The sequence below is a fragment of the Mesorhizobium sp. M0848 genome (assembly GCF_040319805.1).
Classification (GTDB): domain Bacteria; phylum Pseudomonadota; class Alphaproteobacteria; order Rhizobiales; family Rhizobiaceae; genus Mesorhizobium.
The window spans coordinates 203,069-221,639 of sequence record NZ_JAMYOM010000005.1; the positions used below are offsets into that span (position 1 = coordinate 203,069).

The window sequence follows — 18,571 nt, forward strand, 5'->3', positions numbered from 1 at the left end:
CGAGATGACGGGGGATGCTTGGGTATGGATTTCATCTCTTGCTCTGTCTCGTCGGGTTCAAACTCCAAGGGAGAAATTGACATGAACAAGCTCATGACGATGACCCGGCAGTTCCGCGACGATGAAAACGGCGCTGCCATGGTCGAATATTCCATCCTGATCGGAATCATCGCGGTCGCCGCGATTGGTTTCATCATCGGCATTGGCGGGTGGGTAACGGGCCGCTTCACCGGTCTTTGCGCAGCGATGCAAGCCAGCGGCGTCGGCGCCTGCGCTACTGGTGCCGGCAGCTGATCGATAATCCCCAGGCCCGGAATTGACCTTCCGGGCCTGGATTCAAATCGCTGCGGGCGAATTCCCGCGTCTGCTGGGGCTTGGGGTTCATGCGTGCCAACACACTGATCATGATCGTGCTCGCCGGCGTGTTCGGCGTTCTCGCGGTCGTACTTGTCAACATATGGCTCGCTGGTCAGCGAAGCGCCATTGCGCAAACGGGCATCGTCCAAGGCAGCACGGTTGTCGTTGCGGCGATGCCGCTGAAGTTCGGCGATGCGCTTAGCGCAGACAAATTGCGCGAAGTCGCATGGCCTGCTGGTGCGGTTCCGGCCGGGGCGTTCAAGACAACGAAAGACCTGTTAGCAGGTGACGGTGCCAAGCAGGCACTGCAAGCGATCGGCGTCAATGAGCCGATTCTTGCTACCAAGATTACTGGCCCCGGCCAACGCGCCACACTTTCGGCAGTGCTTGGCGAAGGCATGAAGGCCGTTTCCATCCGCGTCAATGACGTGCTCGGCGTTGCCGGCTTCGTTTTCCCGGGCGATCGAGTCGATATTCTACTCACCCGCACGGCGCGCGGCGATGATGGCACGGACAAGAGTTTCGTCGACGTGCTGCTGCAGAGCATGAAGGTGCTGGCCATCGACCAGGTGGCCGACGAAAGCAAGGACAGCCCGACGGTAGTTAAGTCCGTGACGCTGGAGGCCAGCACCAGGGACGCGCAGAAGCTGACACTGGCGGCAGGGGCCGGCCAGTTGTCGCTGGCGCTTCGCCAGGCCGCGGCCAGCAAGGGCGAGACGACGGAACGCGTGACGCTTTCCGACCTGACCGGCGAGACGCCGGCCGATGTCGTCGCCAGGCAGGCGGAGCTCGACAGGAAGGCAGCGGCGGAAGCCGCGGCTGCAGCCGAGCGCAAGCGCGCCGAAGACAAGATCGCCGGGTTGACCCAGGCTGTGGAGAAAGTGGGAAGCCGCCTCGATGAGTTGGGCAAGGTAAAACCGGCGCCGGCTGTGGCAGCTGAGCCGCAGGTGAAAGAAGTTGTCAAGGAAGTGGTCAAATATGTGCAGCCGGAACCACCGGCGCGGGCGACAGTCGGTGTCTTTCGGGGTATAAAGCTTGAAACATATGATGTGCCGCGACAAAAATAACACCGGCATATCAGATACGTGGAGAGCGAATCAGCCGGCGAGGGGGTAGTGTTAATGCGCGTATTTCGGGGATCACTGACCACCGTTCTGGCCTTTTTCTGTGTGTTGCTGTCGTTTAGCTTCGCCGTTCAGGCTGCAGACCGCTTCATCGACGTGTCGACCCCCAGCGTCCACCGGGTTTTCCTGCCGATGTCGCAATCGGTGACGATCCAGGTGAGCGCCAATCTGGGCGACATCGTCGTCGGCGACGAGAAGATCGCCGATGCCCAGCCGATGACCGACCGCACGCTCTATGTCATCGGCAAGGGGGCCGGTACCACCACGGTCAACCTGTTCTCGACGGACAAGCGTTCGCTCGGCGCCCTGCAGATCGAGGTCGGCGTCGATGTCAGCGACATGGCGCAGGCGATCCGCCAGGTGGCGCCAAAGTCGCGCATCGAAATCGGCTCGGTCAACGGCAGGGTCAGGCTTGGGGGCCATGTCAAGGACGGCCCCACGCTGGCGGCGATCCTGGAGGTGGCGCAGCAATATGGACCCGATGCCATCATCAACTCGGTCATCGTAGACGACAGCCAGCAGGTCAATCTGGAAGTGCGCGTGCTGGAAGCCAAGCGCAACGCCGGCCGCGATCTCGGCGTGTCGATCAAAACCACGAACCGCGACGGCTCCACTCAGGTCGGAACAGGCATCGCCGCTGCCGATAAAGACAACGTGATTTTAGGCACTGGAGGATTGCTCAGCAACCTGCTGTCTGTATCCTCTCCGTTTGGCGCACTGCTGACACGCGTCATTGATAGCAACATCAAAGTCGATTTGTACATTGAGGCGCTCGAAGCCAAGGGCGTGGTGCGCACGCTCGCCAACCCCAACCTCACTACGCTTTCCGGCGAGGAAGCCAGCTTCAATGCCGGCGGCGAAGTGCCTATCCGTACTCTCGACAAGGATGGCCAGATAAGCATCGAGTACAAGCAATTCGGCGTCAATCTGATGTTCACACCGGTGGTACTCGACGACGGCAAGATCCACATGAGGCTGGCACCGGAAGTCAGCGACCTGACTGGCTTCACCACCGCCGGCGACCCGATCTTCACCAACCGCAAGCTGGCCACCGTCGTCGAATTGCGCGACGGGCAGAGCTTCGCCGTCGGCGGGCTGCTGTCCAGCAAGACCACCAAGCTTCAGGAGCAGGTGCCATGGCTCGGCCAGGTGCCTGTGATCGGAACGCTGTTCCGCAATTCGAGCAACCAGAAGGAAGAGACCGAGCTGGTTGTCATCGTCACGCCGCACATCGTGCGGCCGGTGAAGCCCGGCGAGCAGCTGGCAACGCCGTTCGACAAGACACGGCCCGCCAACGATCCGGAATTCTTCGTGCTGGGCCAGCTTGAAGTGACCAAGGACATGGTCCGCAAATATGAACTGGGCGAAGGCGTCACCGGCCCCTATGGCCACATGCTCGACTTCAAATCGAAGGACAAGATGCTCTATGTCAAGAAATAGCGCCTTGATCCTCATTCTCTGTGCCGGTGCGCTGTCGGGTTGCGCCGCGGACTATCTGAACCACTATGACACGGTGACCCTGGCCGCCGGCGACACGCAGAAATTCAATTCGATGCTGCAGACGGTCGACCCGCTCAACCCGGCGTCCAGGAACACACATATCGAAGGCGACGGCACGCGCGCCGCACTTGTCGCACGTAACTACAAATTTCCACCGCCACCGCCGCCGCCGCCGGCGATCACGGTCAATGTCGGCGGGTCGGGCGTGACGCAGTGAACTGAACGGAAGGATGCGGAGGGCGCCGGGCATGCGAGGGGCCCTGGCGCAATGAGAGAAAGCAAGGTCATGTTGGGGACCATTCGGGCCTTCTGGAACGATCAACGCGGCGTTGCGATGATCCTCGTGGCTATCATGCTGCCGGTGATCATCGGCTTCGCTCTGCTGGCAATCGATATGAGCCGGGCCAACGGACTGCATAACGATCTGCAGAAAGGTGTCGATGCGCTCGCGCTTGCTGTAGCGGCGGAACTGGACGGCAGAGCCGATTCAATCACTCGGGCCAACTTGGCGAAGACCACCCTACTTACCAACAAAACCAAATTCTCTACCTCCGACGATCCCACTTCTCACGATCACACGCTTGGCGTGGCTGATGTGACCGTCACATATCTGACCGGAATACCTGCCGACGACAGCATCGGGTTGAATGCCGCCGGTGTCGACACCAATGGCGTGAACTGGGCAAGCACCGACCCCAAAGCCGTGACATTCTCTCTGGTGACGGTGAACGCTTCCGGCCTGGCGGATGGCCCCGGTGCTTTCGCGACAATTTTTCCGGCCAGCTTTGTCGGCAGCAACAATACGTTCGACATCCGGCCCCAGGCTGTGGCCGGATTTGTCCAGTCGATCTGCGAAACGGTGCCAATCTTCATGTGCAATCCGTTCGAGACGACCGACCCGTTAACCAGCAAGACCATCCAGCAGGCTTTTGCCGCCGGCCTCACCTATAGCCGCGAGTACCGTATTCTCAAGGTTGACTCGAATCCTGGCCCTGGCAATTTCGGGCTGATCGACAACAGCCTGGCCTCACTGCGCGACGCCCTGGCTACCGGTACCGCAGGCACTTGCTATCAACGCGACAAGCTCATCACGAAAACCGGCGTCACCTTGGGTCAGGTCAATGCTGGGCTCAACGTCCGCTTCGACATCTACAGTTCCTCGCTTAAGTCACATGACAAGGACTGGGCATATCGGCCGGCAACCAATGTGCGCAAGGGCGTGGACAAGACCGCTAACTGCAACAAATACACACCCAACACAGACGGAACGGCCATGGCGCTGCCGCCGGGCGATAGCTTCGATTCCGCCACGGGCATGACGAATTCGACATGGGACCGCAGCAATTATTGGCAGATCAATCATGGTGCGTCATATCCCAACGTCCCTAGCACCACCAACCCGACCGGCGCCGCTGTGCCGGCTTCCAGATATGACGTCTATAAATACGAGATCGCGAACGGGCTCGTCGGGGACAAGTCCCTCGCGCCGACAAAGGAAACCGGCGTTCCAGCCTGCTTCAAAGGCGCGACGCCGAACTTGGATCCCGATCGCCGGCTGCTCAACATGGCGATCGTCGACTGCATTGCCAACCGAGCCAAGATCAATGGCCATATCCAGCTCAAGCCGGACGGCTATGCCAGCGTCTTTTTGAACAGCCCGATCCAGAAGCAGGACAACAGCAAGGACGATGAGGACTCCACGGCCGGCGAGAAGCCCATCAGTCTGGAGATCGTCGACGTCGATGGAGGGTTTGCCAACAACACCCTTCTAGACAAAGCATTCCGCAACGAAGCCCAGCTGTATCGGTAAAGTCGACATGACCAGGTTCGGCAAAATCATTGGGCGGTTCCGAGGCGACGAAAGTGGCGCTGCTTTGGTGGAAGTCGCGATTACCGCACCACTCGTGCTGCTGTTATCGGCTGGTGTGTTTGAGTTCTCCAACATCCTGAACACGCGCCTGCTTCTCGAAGCCGGCGTCGAGGATGCGGGTCGCTACATGGCACGATGCAGCAGCGATTGGGATACCTGCAAGGCGCGGGCTCAAAACCTTGCCGCCAATGGGGCGGTCGCTGGCGGTAGCGCTAGGGTGACCGGATGGCTTCCAGCCACAGTTTTGATCACCAAAGCTTTGTCCACGCCGGCGGTCGATGTGGCCACGGGCACGCAGCTTTATCTTAGCAGCACGGCCAATGTCGACGTCGTGGACGTCAGCACGTCCTATTCTTATCCGGGCGTTGGATTCTGGTCGTATCTTGGCTTTGGGGCCCTGACCCTTAGCGTATCCCATCAGGAACGAGTCATTGGATGGTGACGGGACGCACCAAGTTTTGGGCTAACCAGTCTGGAGCGGCAATGGTCGAAATGGCCATTGCAATGCCGCTGCTGTTGACGCTTCTGCTTGGCTTCGTCGATTTCGGCTATGCGTTTTACCAATGGAATGCAGGGAATAAAGCGGTGCAAGCCGGCGCAAGGCTGGCGCAGATTTCTACACCCGTCGCCAGCGGGCTCCTGGCCGAGACGATAACGCAGAGCGATGTAACCAAAGTCGGCACTGCGGTGGCCGCAAACACCTATAACTATATCTGCACGGCCAATACCGCCGGAAGCGTCTCTTGCATTTGCGGCACAGGCGCTACGTGTCAGAACCTCAATGTGAGCCAGGCCGCCTTTGATTTCATTTTCAGCGGCAACAGCAGCCGGGCCGGAATGAAGACATTCCTGCCAATGCTGGCTAAGTCCGAAGTGCGGATACAATATCAGGCGTCCGGTCTCGGCTATTGGACGCGTCCCAGCGGGCCGGTGCCGACCATCACTGTCAGCATCACCAATCATCCCTTCCAGTTCTTCTTCCTAGGCGGACTGCTCGGATTCGGGAACATCACCATGCCCTCCATGCTGAGCACGGTTACGGGCGAAGACCTAAAGAGTACCTGGCCATGAATGCCATCAACACCAAGGTTACGCCGACCAAGCGCAAGCAGGTGGCGCTGTTTTCGTCGGATCCGAATTTCAAGCGCGATGTGGCGACGCGGCTCGATGCGCTGGCGATCTATGACGTCAGGGTTTCCGAGACGAGCGACTTTCTCAGAGGACCGCCGGCCGATACGCGGCCGGGCATCGTCATCCTCGATCTCGGCAATGGCGAGCTGCTCGGCAGGCCGGGCATCGTCGAGGCGCGCGCGCTGTGGGCCAGCGTGCCGCTGATTGCGGTTTCCGACGAGCTGAGCTCGGAGCAGACGCGCGTGCTGGTGCGCATGAACGCCTCGGACTGGCTGCACAAGCCGCTCGACGGCAAGGAACTGCTCAATGCGGTGACCTTCCACGACACCGGCAACCAGGGAACGAAGAGCCGGATCATCACCTTCATCAGCGCCAGCGGCGGCGCCGGCGCCACGACGCTGGCGCTGTCGGCGGCCGAATTCCTGGCGTCGAAATCGGCCGAGCGCGCGGCGTCCACCTGTCTCGTCGACCTGGATTTCCAGAGCGCCAATTGCGGCGCCTATCTCAATCTGTTCAACCAGTTCGACCTTGCCGGCATCATCGGCCAGCCGGAGCGGCTCGATGTCGAGCTGATGGACGTCATCAAGCTGTCGCGCCCGTCCGGCCTCACCCTCTACGCGTTCGAGCGGCCGCAACTGCCGTTCGAGCCGCATGGCAGCGATTTCGTCTTCCGGCTGCTCGACCTCGTCGCCTACCGCTTCGACGACATCGTCATCGACCTGCCCAATCTGGAAACGCCCTGGCACAATTCCGTGCTGTCGACGAGCGACGAGATCTTCATCGTCTTCGAACTCAATGTCGCGTCGCTGCGGCAAGGCAAGCGGCTCTACAAGAAGATCCGCGAGCTGCGCGGCAATGCGGTCTCGATCACGCTGGTCGCCAACAAGCACAAGCGCAAATGGTTCGGGAACCATTTTTCGCGCAGCGAACTCGAAAAGATCTTCAAGGCGCCGCATATCAAGTCGGTGGCGCTGGACAATGCGCTTCTGACCGATGCGCTGAACAGGGCCATCCCGCCATCGGAAGTGGATGGACGGGCGCGCTTCAACAAGGATCTGAAGCGGATGTTCAAAGAGCGGCTCGATGACGCTGCCCGGTAGATATCGGATCGTCCCAAAGCTCGCCGGCGCATGTGCGCTCGGCGTGGCGCTGGCGCTGTCCGTCCACGATTTCGCCGAGGCGCGATCGGCGCTTTCGGAGCGGCCGCCGCTGCCGGCGATGGGGCCCAGCCTGCGCAAGGCCGTTGCCTTTAGAACCGCCGAGCAGCCGGGCACGATCGTCATCCGCAAGGACGAGAAGGCGCTTTACCTGGTGACCCGCCAAGGCCAGGCGCTGCGCTACCAGATCAGCGTCGGGCGTGACGGGTTCGGCTGGACGGGCGTCGTCAAGGTCGGGGCGAAGACAGAATGGCCGGAGTGGCGCCCGCCGCAGGAAATGCGGGCTCGCCAGCCGGAGCTGCCGAAAATGGTGCCCGCCGGCCCCTACAATCCGCTCGGCGCAAGGGCGCTCTATTTGTCGCGGGACGGGCGCGACACGCTCTACCGCATACACGGCACCAACGACCCATCGGGTGTCGGCTTCGACGGGACATCGGGTTGTTTTCGTCTCACCAACACGGATGTGATCGATCTTTTCAAACGCGTCGCGGTCGGCGCAAAGGTGGTGGTCCAATGACGATGATCAGCGAACCGGACATGCCGGCGATCGATATCGGAAACCAGGAACAGCGCAAATCGGCTGCCGCCGAGAAACCCAGCAAGGCAAAGACGATCGGCGTCATCGTCGCCGGTGGCGCGCTTCTGATCACCGCGATCAACATGGCGGCCGCGGTCTATCTCTATCGGGGCATGAGCGACCTGCGTTTCGTCGAAGCGCGGCTGGAGCAGCTCGGCGCGTTCGAGCAGCGGATCGCGGCACGGCTCGACACGGTCAACAACGGCTTCCAGAGCCGTTTCGAGAAACTGGACAGCCAGCTGCAAGGCAGCTTCAACGAGATCGATGCCAGCATTGCCCGGTTGGGGCAGAATGCGCCGGTCGCCGGCGGCGAGGCCATGCCGGGTGCGGAAGAACCGTCCGAATTCGCCACCAGCACGCTGGCGCAAGCGCCCGAAGCCCTCGACGGCGAGAGCGTGAGCGAACCCGGCGTCATCGAAGCGCCCGCACCCAGGAAGAGAATCGCATCGGCCTCGCCCCCTGCTCCAAGCTCCAACTACCAGCGCATCCAGCAGCCCGACGGCAAGGTCTATTACCGCCGGATCAACTAGACCCGGCAGAGCCCGGAGCGGGCGGGTTGCAGGTGGCGATCGGTCTAGAGATCGCGCTGCAGCGCCAGGATACGGATGGCCCGGACGGACCGCTCCCGCGCCTCAGTGAGGAAGGCGATGTGGCAGTAGGCACAGGCCACGATGCCCAAAAGCAGAACCAGGCTGTTTTTCAAGGTGAAATCGACGGCCAGCGAATACGGAAGACCCTTGGGCGACGTGAATTCGGCAATCGTGCTCGCCGTTTCCGAATGGCTGCCGACGGCGATCATCAGGCCAGCGAAAATCAAGGCGACGTGGTTGGCGAGGAACGAGAATGCCGACTTTTTGGTGTGGCACGCCACCCAGCAGACGATCGCTGCCGCGGCAAGAATGACGGCGTCGACAGCCATGGAACCACCCAGCCAGACATCGACCTGCTGCCAAAGCACCGTCGACAGAGGGCGCAGTTCAAGCCATAGCCACCATGCGGTGGGGCTGGCTGGATAGGTGCCCAGCAACAAGGTCGCCACGCGCTCCCCTGCCAGGACCGCCAGAATGAGAAACGGAAAGGCGAAAAGCAGAAGCGGCTTGCGTTTCATGTTCCCTCGACAATCTGCAAGCCAGGATAGGCCGTATAGATTGCTCAAGGCTTAACAGCCTACTTCCGGCCCTCTCCCGATTGCGAGCGTTCGAGGACGGCGAAGAAGATCACGGTGAGCAGAAGGACGATCAGCAGCAGCACGAACGCGGCCGCCGCGCCTTCGTTGAGCGAAAGGCCGAGAAAGGCACGGCGATAGGCAAAGAAGCTCAGCACTTCGGTCGCATTGCCTGGCCCGCCCTTGGTCAGGACATAGGGCAGATCGTAGGTCCGGAACTCGTTGATCAGCTGGATGATGATGGTGATCGCCGCGACCGGCCGAAGCATCGGCAGCGTGATGTAGAAGAATTGCTGCCAGCCGCGTGCGCCATCCACTTCAGCTGCCTCATAGGGATCTCGCGGCAAAGCGGCGAGCCCCGCGGCGAGGATCAGCACGACGAAGGACATTTGCTGCCAGATGTCGATCGCCGCCATCGTCCAGAGCGCCATGCCTGGCGTGCCGAGCCAGTCGAGGCGCGGCAGGCCGAACGTTTCCATCAGATGATTGGCGATGCCGAGATTGGGCTGGAGCAGCATGCGCCAGATCAAGGCGACGCTGATCGGCGACATCGCCATGGGAATGGTCAGAATCGCGAAATAGACCGGCTTCATCCGGACCGTCCGGTTGAGCATCAGGGCAATACCGAGCCCGATCACGAATTCGCCGACAACCGTCACCGCCGAATAGCGCACGGTGAGCCAGAGCGCGTTCCAGAACAGCTCATCGCCGATCATCGAGGCGAAATTCTTGAACCCGACAAGCGGCAGAAGCTGCGGCTTGATCAAGGTCATCGAGGAGATCGAGAGGATGCAGGCATAGGCCAGCGGAAAGCCCATCACGATCGCCAGCAGCAGCAGGCCGGGCAAGGCAAAGGCCCAGCCGGTCCGCCACTCGCGGCCACGGGCAGCCCATCCTTTTTTGATCGCATTGTGCATCGTAGCCGAGCCTTGGTCGGGGTGGCGTTGCTGATCTCGTCAGGATCCGGGGTCTGGACAAGATCCGGCGCGGCTGACACCGCCGCGCCGGATCTCCTTGCCGAGCCGGACCGCTATTTATCGAGGAGCCCCTGCAGGCCGTCGGAAGCCGCCTTCAGCGCTGCGTCCGATGTCGCCTGGCCGCCAGCCGCCAGCGAGAGCTGGGTACCGAGCAGATCCTCGTATTGCGCCGAATAGGTGAAGATCGGGAACGACTTGCCGGTCGCCACCACATCCTCGGCGGTCTTGTAGAAGGGATATTTCGCCAGCACCGCCGCATCGGCATAGACGTCGCTGCGCACGGGCGCGTGGCCCTCGAGCGCGCGCTTCACCGAAACATCCTTGCTCTGCACCCACTGTATGAAGGTCCAGGCGGCTTCCTGCTCTTCCGGCGACGTGTTCTTGGGAATGCCCCAGCCCCAACCGCCGCTTTCGCCATGGCCACCCGGCATCACCGACAGGCCGACCTTGCCGGCGACCGTCGGACACTTCACGGCATCGTCCATCTGCGGCAGCATCCACCAATAGGTGACCATGCTGAAGGCCGAACCGCTGCACATCAGGCGCATGGTGTCATCGAGCGTCGCCGACACGGCACCCTGCTGGGCGCCGTGCTGGATGTTGTCGACATAGAGATCGAGCGCCTTCTTGGCCTCTGCCGTGTCGAGGCTCGCCTTGCCGTCGGCATTGAGATAGCTGCCGCCGGCGGAGAACAGGTAATTGGAGAATTCCATGCTGTTGGGATCGCCGCGCTGGCCCTGCATCGCGGCTCCGGCGACGCCGGCATTGGCCTTCATGAATTTGGAAATCGTCACATAGTCTTCGAGCGTCGTCGGCAAAGCGAGCTCCTTGCCGGTTGCCGTCTTGTAGGCGGCCTTGAGCTTCTCGTCGCCGATCAGGTCCGTGCGGTAGAGGAGGCCCATCGAGTAGTTGTACATGGGCACCAGGAACAGCTGGTCCTTGGTCCGGCCGAGCAGGTCAAGCGTCGAGGGAATGAAGGGGCTCAGATCGTATTTGGATTTCTCGACGAAGGGTTTCAGGTCGGCCAGCCAGCCGGCCGCCGGAAATTCGCCGGCCCACAGGAAGTCGACCTCGAGCACATTGTAGTAGCTCTGCGACGCGGTCAGCTGGGACACCAGCTTGTCGTGCATGTCGGGATAGCCGATCTTCTCGAACTCGACCTTGATGCCGGTCTGCTTCTCGAATTCGGGCAACAGCGCTTCGATGATCTTGGTTTCCGGCACGTCCTCCATCAAGGCGTGCAAGGTGATGGGCTCAGCCGCCCTGGCCGGAAGCGATGCGCTGACAACAGCTGCCCCGCTCACGGCCGTCATCAGCATTTTGATCAAGGTCTGCTTGTTCCAAGTCATAACTCTCTACTCCTCTTTCCCTCTGGACGCGGCGGTGATCCCGCCACGATTTCCTAACCGGCTAGCGAGCCATGTCGGCTCTCGGAGCGGCCGGCCTATTTCACGCTGCCGAACGTCAAGCCCTGGACGATGAAACGCTGGATGAAGCGGGAAGCCACGACCAGCGGCAGGATGGCAAGCACGACGCCGGCAGAAACCTTGGCGATCTGGACGCCGTTCGAGGTCTGCAACGCGGCGAGCGCAACCGGTATGGTCGCCGTCTTCGGCCCGCTCAAAACCAGGGCAAACAAAAACTCATTCCACGCCAGGATGAAACCGAGCACGCCGGCGGCCGCGATACCGGGCATCGACACCGGCAGCACAATGCGCCAGAAGGCGCCCCAGGCGGTCGCGCCGTCGGTCATCGCCGCCCACTCCAGATCGACTGGAATGCCTTCGAAGAAGCCCATCAGGATCCAGGTCAGGAAAGGCAGGTTGAGCGCGGCATAAACGATGATCAGCCCGGTCAGCGAATTGCTGAGCTCCAGGCTTCGGAACAGCGTGAAGGTCGGCAGCACCAGCGCCACGGGCGGCAGCATTTGCGTCGCCAGAACGGCAAAGCGCGCCCAACGACCGCCCGTACGGAAGCGGGCGAAGGCATAGCCGGTGGTGGCGGCGAAAGGCAAAGCGAGCAGAACCGAGCCGAGCGCGACGATCAGGCTGTTGAGGTAGGACTGACCGAAGCGACCTGACAGCAGCGCCGAATAATTGTCCGTCGTAAAGGCCGGCATCAGCTCGTTGCTGTAGGATAGCTGCTCGGGCACGAAGCTCGTCCGCAGCACCCAGAGCGGCGGCAGCAGCACGATGGCGCAAACGACAATCAGCCCGAAATGCAGGCCGAAGCGGCGGCGAAAGGCAGGCCGTTCGTTTCTGTCCATCATCGAGTGGCCCCCATGAGGCTCGGCCGCGCGATGCCCAGTTCGGTCTCGGGATCAAACAGGTGCATTGGCAGCGGGTCGATGTAGAGCTCGACGATCGAGCCGACGGGCGCCGTGAAATAACGGCTCAGGCGGGCGGCGATCTCCAACGGCTTGTCGTCTCCGGCGGGGTGGGCATGATCCTTGCCGGTGGCCTGACCCGCGATCTGGCCGATCAGGACGTTCTCGGCGCCGAGAGCCTCGACGGCCACGACCCGTACGGCAATCTTCTGCCAGTCCGGCTTGTCGGCGCGTTCGTGGAAATCTTCGGCTCGAACGCCCAGAATGACGCGGCGCCCGACACGCTCGCCATAGGCGTTGCGGTGGCGGGCGGGGACGGTAAGCACGGCACCACTGTCGGTCACGACGGAGAGCCCTTCGCCAGGTGCGGGCTGAAGCGTGGCCGGAATGAGGTTCATCGGCGGCGTCGCCAGGAAGCGCGCGACGAAGGTGTTGACCGGGTCGGCATAGACTTCAAGCGGCCGGCCGGCCTGGACCAGGCGACCATCGCGCATGATGCATATGCGATCGCCCATGGTCATGGCCTCGACCTGGTCATGCGTGACATGGACGATGGTGCGGCCAAGGCGCCGGTGCAGCTTGACGAGTTCGAGCCGCATCTCTGCACGCAGCTGCGCATCGAGGTTGGACAGCGGCTCGTCAAGCAGGAAGGCCGCCGGTTCGCGAACGATCGCCCGACCGAGCGCGACACGCTGCCGCTGGCCGCCCGAAAGCGCTGCCGGCTTGCGGCCGAGAAGATTCTGCAGCCCGAGCAGGTTAGCGGCGTCCGCAATCTTGGCATCGATGACCGCTGCGTCGGTGCCGCGCATCTTCAGCCCGAAGGCCATATTCTGCCGCACCGACATATGCGGATAGAGCGCGTAGCTCTGGAAAACCACCGCGACGTTGCGGTCGCGCGGCGCGACATTGGCGACGCTCTTGCCACCGATGCGGAGATCGCCGGAAGAGATACTCTCCAGGCCGGCAATCATCCGCAGCGTCGTCGACTTGCCGCATCCCGACGGGCCGAGAAAGATCACGAATTCACCGTCAGGAATGGTGAGATCGACCTCATGCACCCCGTAATTGCCATTGCCGTAGAGCTTGGAAACGCGATCGAGCTCGATAGACGCCATAGACTTTCCTCATGAACCCGTCTGACCCGGCTGAACGCCGAAGGCCGGAGTCGAGCGAACGGTCATCTTAGAGAACAAAATATAACATTGAAAGCCTGCCTTCTGATCATATGTGTTCACTTTTTTTGGATGGCGCGTGCCAGCATCAGGATCCGGTTACAGCCGCCAAAAGCCGTCAGGTCATGTAGACGCCGCCGGTCACGTTGACCCCCTGGCCAGTCATGAAGCGGGCTTGATCCGAACAGAGGAAGACGACGACGTCGGCGACATCCTCCGGCAGCTCGAGCCGGCCGAGCGGCGTCTGCGCGATATAGTCGGCGACCACCCGTTCGGGCGTGACTTGCCGCAGATGCGCCTCCCACTCGACTTCTCGCGATTGCATGCCGGTCTTGACGAACCCCGGGCAGACGGCATTGACGCGTATCCCTTTGGGCGCGAGCTCGCGGGCAAAGGCCTGCGTCCAGCCGAGCACGGCGAACTTGGACGCCGAATAATGCGCTAGGAGCGGCGCACCGACCTTCGCCGCAAGCGAGGCGGTGTTGACGATACAGCCCGTGCCCTGCTTGACAAAATGCCGTCCAGCGATCTGATTTGCCAGGAATACACCACGTGCATTGACGGAGAAGTTGAAGTCCCACTCCTCGTCGGTCAGGTCCAGCGCATGCTGCATGGTGGACACGCCGGCATTGGCGATCAGGATGTCGCAGCCGCCTAGCGCTTCCAGCACAGTGGCAAAGGCCGTCTCGACGGAATCGCGGCGGCGAACATCGACCGTGACGGCGGCGGCATCGCCGCCAATTTCCTCAGCCGCCTTGCGTGCCGCGTCGGGATCCAGATCACCGATCGCCACGGCGACGCCCTGCCGCGTCAGGGCGGTCGCGATCGCGCGACCGATCCCCGCGCCGCCGCCCGTCACGAAGGCACGCTTGCCCGCGAGTTCGGCAAGCACTGGAGGAATGACGGAGACAGCCGGCATGGTCGTATTCTCTCTGCTTGGTGACGGAATGCGTTCTGTTGATATGGAGATGCATACCATAAATTCGAACACTGCAAACATATTTTTGTTTGAAAATGTTTGATCATGCGATAGAGTCAAAACTGCAGACCGCTTCGTCAGCGGCTTACCCACCGGATACATCGATGGCAGACGACACCGCCGCTCCTGAGACATCCACGCATGGCGCACCGCGCGATGCCGATCGTCAGCGCCTTCTCGCGCACGATCGACAAGCCCGCATCCTCGCTTTCCTGCGCCGGACGGGGTCGCTCACCGTCGCCGCGGCAGCGGCCGAACTCGCCGTTTCCGACATGACGATCCGCCGCGATCTCGTCGAACTGGAACGCGAGGGCAGGCTGGTGCGAATCCATGGCGGCGCGATCGAGGCCGATAACCCGCCGCTGGTCGCCATGGACAGTGAGGAGCCGAGTTTCGATTCGCGCTTGCGCCAGCGCCGTGACCCGAAGGCCGCGATTGCCGCCGCCGCGGCCGCCTTGGTTTCGGGATACCGCACGATCGCATTGGATGTCGGCACCACCACCTATCTGATGGCCGAGCACCTCAAGGACCTTCCGCACGCCAAGGTGTTCACCAACAGCCTCAGGATCGCGGCGGCGCTGAACGGCGGTATGCCCGAAGTCTATGTTGCCGGCGGCCGCGTACGAGCCGACGAGATGTCGACCGGCGGACCCGCGGCTATCGCCCAGTTCGAGGCGCTGTGGTTCGACGTCGCCGTGATCGGCGTCTCCGGCATCACGGCGGACGGCCTTTTCGACTATTCCTTCGATGATACCGATATGAAGCGCGCCTATCTGAGACGCTCAGGCACCAAGATCGTGCTCTGCGATTCCGCCAAATTCCTGCGCATGTCGCTGGTGCGGATAGCGCCACTATCGGACATCGATATCCTCATCACCGATGCCGAGCCGCCGGCCAAGATCGCCGCGGCGCTCGCCGCGGCCAAGGTCGACCTGCGCATCGCGCCGCCACTGACGCGCGACTGAGGCGCAACATTCTCACTTTATCCCCAAGGAGACGACTCGATGGTATTTGAATTTTTCGGCGACAAGAAGAAGGCTGTCATCTCGATGGCCCACATCGGTGCCCTGCCGGGAACGCCCCTCTATGATGCCGATGGCGGCCTCGACAAGCTGATCGATGGCGTACTCTCCGACATCCGCAAGCTGCAGAGCGGCGGCGTCGATGCCATCATGTTCGGCAACGAGAACGACCGCCCCTATGTCTTCAAGGCGCCGCCGGAAGGCATTGCCGCCATGACTGCGATCGTCCAGGCGGTGAAGCCCGAACTGAAAGTGCCGTTTGGCGTCAATTATCTCTGGGATCCGACCGCCAGCGTCGCGATCGGGGCTGCCACCGGAGCCCGTTTCGTGCGCGAGATCTTCACCGGCCTGTTCGCTTCCGACATGGGCTTGTGGGAGCCCGATTGCGCCGCCGCCTCGCGCCTGCGGCACAATCTTGGCCGCGACGACATGAAGCTTCTCTTCAACATCAATGCAGAGTTCGCACACTCGCTCGACCAGCGTCCTATTGAATTGCGCGCCAAGAGCGCGGTGTTCTCGTCGATGGCCGACGCCATCCTCGTTTCCGGTCCGATCACTGGCCAGCCGGCCGACCAGTCCCACCTGCGCAGCGTCTGCGAGACGATCAAGGACGTGCCGGTCTTCGCCAACACCGGCGTGAACATCGACAATGTCCGCGATGTCCTTTCGCTGGCGAGCGGCGTCGTGATCGGCACCCATTTCAAGATCGATGGCAATACCTGGAACGCCGTCGACGGCGATCGGGTCAAGCGCTTCATGGACGTTGTCGCCACCTTGCGCTGAGGACGGCTTCCACGGCGATGCCGGCCACCGCCGGCTCGCGGTGATCATATCGATCGTTGCGGGCCGGCGTCCGGAATGATCGACTGGTATCGAGCAGTGGGACACAACGAGGCAGACAGGTTCGCCCGCCTGCCCTTCCCGGCATTTCAATGGATTCGACATGGCGTTCGTTCTCGGTCTCGATATCGGCACCACCTCGACGATCGGCATTCTGATCCGGCTTCCCGATCAGGTGCTGGGCCTCGCCTCGCGCCCCGTCACGCTGCATTCCGAGCATGCGGGCTGGGCCGAGGAAGATCCCGCGCAATGGTGGATCAATGTCCGCGACATCGTGCAGGAGTTGCTCAGGACCAGCGGCATCAAGGCCGAGGAGATCGTGGCGGTCGGCACCACCGGCATGCTGCCGGCGGTCGTTCTCCTGGACGACCAGGGCGAAGTGCTGCGGCCAAGCATTCAGCAGAGCGACGGCCGCTGTGGCGCCGAAGTGGCCGAACTGCGGACCGAATGCGATGAGGCGGCTTTCATCGCCAAGGCCGGCAACGGCATCAACCAACAGCTCGTCACCGCAAAGCTGCGCTGGATAGAGCGTCACGAGCCGGAGGTGTTCAGCCGCATCGCCACCGTTTTCGGCTCCTATGACTATATCAACTGGCGCCTCACCGGCGAACGTGCGGTCGAGCAGAACTGGGCGCTGGAGGCAGGCTTCGTCGATGTTTCGACGCACCGGATCGACGACGATCTGGTGGCGCTCGCTCACATACCGCGCTCGGCCGTGCCACGAAAGATCGCCTCGCATGAGATCCTCGGTTCCGTCTCGGCAAAGGCCGCGGATGAGACCGGCCTGATGGCGGGAACACCTGTCGTCGGTGGTGCGGCCGACATGATCGCTTCCGCGCTCGGCGCCGGAGTTGCCAAAGCAGGCGATGTCCTCCTGAAATTCGGCGGCTCGGTTGATATCCTGATCGCCACCGATCAGATCAAGCCAGATCCGCGCATGTATCTCGATTACCATCTGGTGCCGGGCCTGTTCATGCCCAATGGCTGCATGTCGACCGGCGGCTCGGGCCTCAACTGGTTCGTACGCAATTTCGCCGGCGGCGAGATGGTCGCGGCACAGGCCGAGGGTAGTTCGGTACACCAGCGGCTCGATGCGCTGGCGGCAGAGCGTCCCGCCGGTGCCGATGGCCTCATCATCCTGCCCTATTTCCTCGGCGAGAAGACGCCGATCCATGATCCAGCGGCCCGTGGCGTGATCGATGGGCTGACGCTGTCGCACGATATCGGCCATGTCTGGCGCGCTTTGCTCGAGGCCTATGCCTTTGCCATCGCGCATCATGTCGAGGTGCTCAACGACATGGGCCACCGGACCGAGCGCTATCTCGCCTCCGACGGCGGCTCAAGCAGCAAGGTCTGGATGCAGATTGTCGCGGATGTCCTGCAAAAGCCGGTCCAACGCCTGACCGGGCACCCCGGCTCTTGCATCGGCGCTGCCTGGACGGCGGCGATCGGCGTCGGCCTAACCGACGACTGGTCGGGCGTTTCCGGTTTCGTCAGCTTCGCCGACCGGCTCGATCCCGACCCGCGCAAGGCTGACATCTACCGCGACGGCTATCGCCGCTATCGCGATCTTTATGCGCGCCTGTCGGCTCCTGGCGCGACCAGAGCGGGATCGTCATCGTGATGTATCGCGCCGTCGCCTGGGACATCGACGGAACGCTGATCGACAGCGAGCCGTTGCATCATCAATCCCTCCTCGCCGGCTGCCGCAACTGGAACGTCGATCTTGACGACCTGCCCGACCAAGCCTTTCGCGGCATCCATATGGGCGACGTCTGGACAATGCTGCGTCCGCGTCTCCCAGTCGGGCTCGACCAGGCGGAGTGGCTCGCCGCTATCAATGCCCACTACGTCGCGAACCGGGCGAACGCCGTCCCAATCCCCGAGGCGGTCGAGACGATTCGGACCCTGGCTGACCGCGGCGTCCCGCAGGTCTGCGTCTCGAATTCCGGCCGGCAAGTCGTCAATGCCAATCTCGATGCGCTCGGCGTGCTCGATCATATGAGTCTCACAATCAGCCTCGACGACGTGTCGGCCGGCAAGCCCGACCCCACGCCCTATTGCGAGGCCTGCCGGCAGCTCGCCGTAGCTCCAGGGTCGGTGGTGGCCGTGGAAGACAGCCGCACCGGCACTAAGGCAGCACGAGCCGCCGGTCTGTTCGTGGTTGGCTATCTCCCCAGTGGCGGCCTGCTCGGCGACGTCGATCTCAGCACCAACCGTCTGTCGTCGATCCTGGATCTGTTTCCAGGCTGAGGGTTTGCGCGTCGTTACCTTCCAGGTGTGCGCTTGACCATGCATCAGGATCGTAGCGTGATGGCAACTGATCGATTCACATCGACCGGTAGGAATCCCCCTTGCGCCTCGGCGTCGTGAA

General features: G+C 62.2%; 20 protein-coding genes. 14 read left to right on the forward strand and 6 right to left on the reverse strand.

Annotated features, from left to right (window positions below):
• Nucleotides 1–24: 24 nt before the first annotated feature.
• From NKH95_RS07615 to NKH95_RS07660, 10 genes are all read left to right on the forward strand, one after another.
• Nucleotides 25–294 (forward strand): Flp family type IVb pilin, encoded by a 270-nt coding sequence (locus tag NKH95_RS07615; RefSeq protein ID WP_352891279.1) that lies wholly within the window; start codon nucleotides 25–27, stop codon nucleotides 292–294.
• Nucleotides 295–383: 89 nt separating this feature from the next.
• Nucleotides 384–1,424: a Flp pilus assembly protein CpaB gene (gene cpaB / locus NKH95_RS07620; protein ID WP_352584244.1), complete on the forward strand. Its 1,041-nt coding sequence runs from the start codon at nucleotides 384–386 to the stop codon at nucleotides 1,422–1,424.
• A 54-nt stretch (nucleotides 1,425–1,478) separates the two neighbouring features.
• Nucleotides 1,479–2,921 (forward strand): type II and III secretion system protein family protein, encoded by a 1,443-nt coding sequence (locus tag NKH95_RS07625; protein WP_352774181.1) that lies wholly within the window; start codon nucleotides 1,479–1,481, stop codon nucleotides 2,919–2,921.
• Nucleotides 2,908–3,198, forward strand: a complete 291-nt coding sequence (locus NKH95_RS07630; RefSeq protein ID WP_128302625.1) for a hypothetical protein — start codon at nucleotides 2,908–2,910, stop codon at nucleotides 3,196–3,198. The genes NKH95_RS07625 and NKH95_RS07630 overlap by 14 nt, the downstream gene beginning before the upstream one ends.
• 51 nt (nucleotides 3,199–3,249) lie before the next feature.
• Nucleotides 3,250–4,791 carry a TadE/TadG family type IV pilus assembly protein gene (locus tag NKH95_RS07635; protein WP_128302626.1) on the forward strand — a complete coding sequence of 514 codons (1,542 nt, stop codon included), beginning with the start codon at nucleotides 3,250–3,252 and terminating at the stop codon, nucleotides 4,789–4,791.
• Between the two features lie 7 nt (nucleotides 4,792–4,798).
• Nucleotides 4,799–5,293: a TadE/TadG family type IV pilus assembly protein gene (locus NKH95_RS07640; protein ID WP_128302627.1), complete on the forward strand. Its 495-nt coding sequence runs from the start codon at nucleotides 4,799–4,801 to the stop codon at nucleotides 5,291–5,293.
• 41 nt (nucleotides 5,294–5,334) lie between these two features.
• Entirely contained in the window at nucleotides 5,335–5,922 is a 588-nt protein-coding gene (locus NKH95_RS07645; protein WP_352584239.1) for a TadE family protein, read from the forward strand.
• Nucleotides 5,919–7,082 (forward strand): CpaE/TadZ family protein, encoded by a 1,164-nt coding sequence (locus NKH95_RS07650; protein WP_352891280.1) that lies wholly within the window; start codon nucleotides 5,919–5,921, stop codon nucleotides 7,080–7,082. The genes NKH95_RS07645 and NKH95_RS07650 overlap by 4 nt, the downstream gene beginning before the upstream one ends.
• Nucleotides 7,066–7,656 (forward strand): L,D-transpeptidase, encoded by a 591-nt coding sequence (locus NKH95_RS07655; RefSeq protein WP_352891281.1) that lies wholly within the window; start codon nucleotides 7,066–7,068, stop codon nucleotides 7,654–7,656. The genes NKH95_RS07650 and NKH95_RS07655 overlap by 17 nt, the downstream gene beginning before the upstream one ends.
• The gene (locus NKH95_RS07660) at nucleotides 7,653–8,246 is read left to right on the forward strand and encodes a hypothetical protein (protein WP_352891282.1); all 594 of its coding nucleotides are present in this window, start codon (nucleotides 7,653–7,655) and stop codon (nucleotides 8,244–8,246) included. The genes NKH95_RS07655 and NKH95_RS07660 overlap by 4 nt, the downstream gene beginning before the upstream one ends.
• 44 nt (nucleotides 8,247–8,290) lie before the next feature.
• Here the strand turns inward: NKH95_RS07660 and NKH95_RS07665 are convergent, their stop codons facing one another.
• From NKH95_RS07665 to NKH95_RS07690, 6 genes are all read right to left on the reverse strand, one after another.
• Nucleotides 8,291–8,824, reverse strand: coding sequence for a hypothetical protein (locus NKH95_RS07665; protein WP_352555009.1), 534 nt, complete (start codon nucleotides 8,822–8,824; stop codon nucleotides 8,291–8,293).
• Nucleotides 8,825–8,883: 59 nt separating this feature from the next.
• Complete coding sequence (locus NKH95_RS07670; RefSeq protein ID WP_128302633.1) at nucleotides 8,884–9,798, reverse strand: carbohydrate ABC transporter permease; 915 nt, start codon at nucleotides 9,796–9,798, stop codon at nucleotides 8,884–8,886.
• A 113-nt stretch (nucleotides 9,799–9,911) separates the two neighbouring features.
• Nucleotides 9,912–11,207, reverse strand: coding sequence for an extracellular solute-binding protein (locus NKH95_RS07675; protein WP_081734745.1), 1,296 nt, complete (start codon nucleotides 11,205–11,207; stop codon nucleotides 9,912–9,914).
• Nucleotides 11,208–11,302: 95 nt separating this feature from the next.
• Complete coding sequence (locus NKH95_RS07680) at nucleotides 11,303–12,127, reverse strand: carbohydrate ABC transporter permease (RefSeq protein ID WP_081734746.1); 825 nt, start codon at nucleotides 12,125–12,127, stop codon at nucleotides 11,303–11,305.
• Nucleotides 12,124–13,299 carry an ABC transporter ATP-binding protein gene (locus tag NKH95_RS07685; protein ID WP_023809128.1) on the reverse strand — a complete coding sequence of 392 codons (1,176 nt, stop codon included), beginning with the start codon at nucleotides 13,297–13,299 and terminating at the stop codon, nucleotides 12,124–12,126. The genes NKH95_RS07680 and NKH95_RS07685 overlap by 4 nt, the downstream gene beginning before the upstream one ends.
• Before the next feature lie 175 nt (nucleotides 13,300–13,474).
• A complete protein-coding gene (locus tag NKH95_RS07690; protein WP_352610107.1) occupies nucleotides 13,475–14,275 on the reverse strand; it encodes an SDR family NAD(P)-dependent oxidoreductase in 801 nt (266 codons plus the stop codon).
• A 164-nt stretch (nucleotides 14,276–14,439) separates the two neighbouring features.
• On the opposite strand from NKH95_RS07690, the gene NKH95_RS07695 reads away from it, so the two are divergent.
• The 4 genes from NKH95_RS07695 (at nucleotide 14,440) to NKH95_RS07710 (ending at nucleotide 18,450) form a co-directional block, all read left to right on the forward strand.
• On the forward strand, nucleotides 14,440–15,300 hold the full coding sequence (locus NKH95_RS07695) for a DeoR/GlpR family DNA-binding transcription regulator (protein WP_352609946.1): 861 nt from the start codon (nucleotides 14,440–14,442) through the stop codon (nucleotides 15,298–15,300).
• Nucleotides 15,301–15,339: 39 nt separating this feature from the next.
• Nucleotides 15,340–16,140 (forward strand): BtpA/SgcQ family protein, encoded by an 801-nt coding sequence (locus tag NKH95_RS07700; protein WP_023809131.1) that lies wholly within the window; start codon nucleotides 15,340–15,342, stop codon nucleotides 16,138–16,140.
• 160 nt (nucleotides 16,141–16,300) lie between these two features.
• Complete coding sequence (locus tag NKH95_RS07705) at nucleotides 16,301–17,821, forward strand: FGGY-family carbohydrate kinase (RefSeq protein ID WP_352774192.1); 1,521 nt, start codon at nucleotides 16,301–16,303, stop codon at nucleotides 17,819–17,821.
• On the forward strand, nucleotides 17,821–18,450 hold the full coding sequence (locus tag NKH95_RS07710; RefSeq protein ID WP_128302641.1) for an HAD family hydrolase: 630 nt from the start codon (nucleotides 17,821–17,823) through the stop codon (nucleotides 18,448–18,450). Before NKH95_RS07705 ends, NKH95_RS07710 begins: the two co-directional genes overlap by 1 nt.
• Nucleotides 18,451–18,571 lie beyond the last annotated feature (121 nt).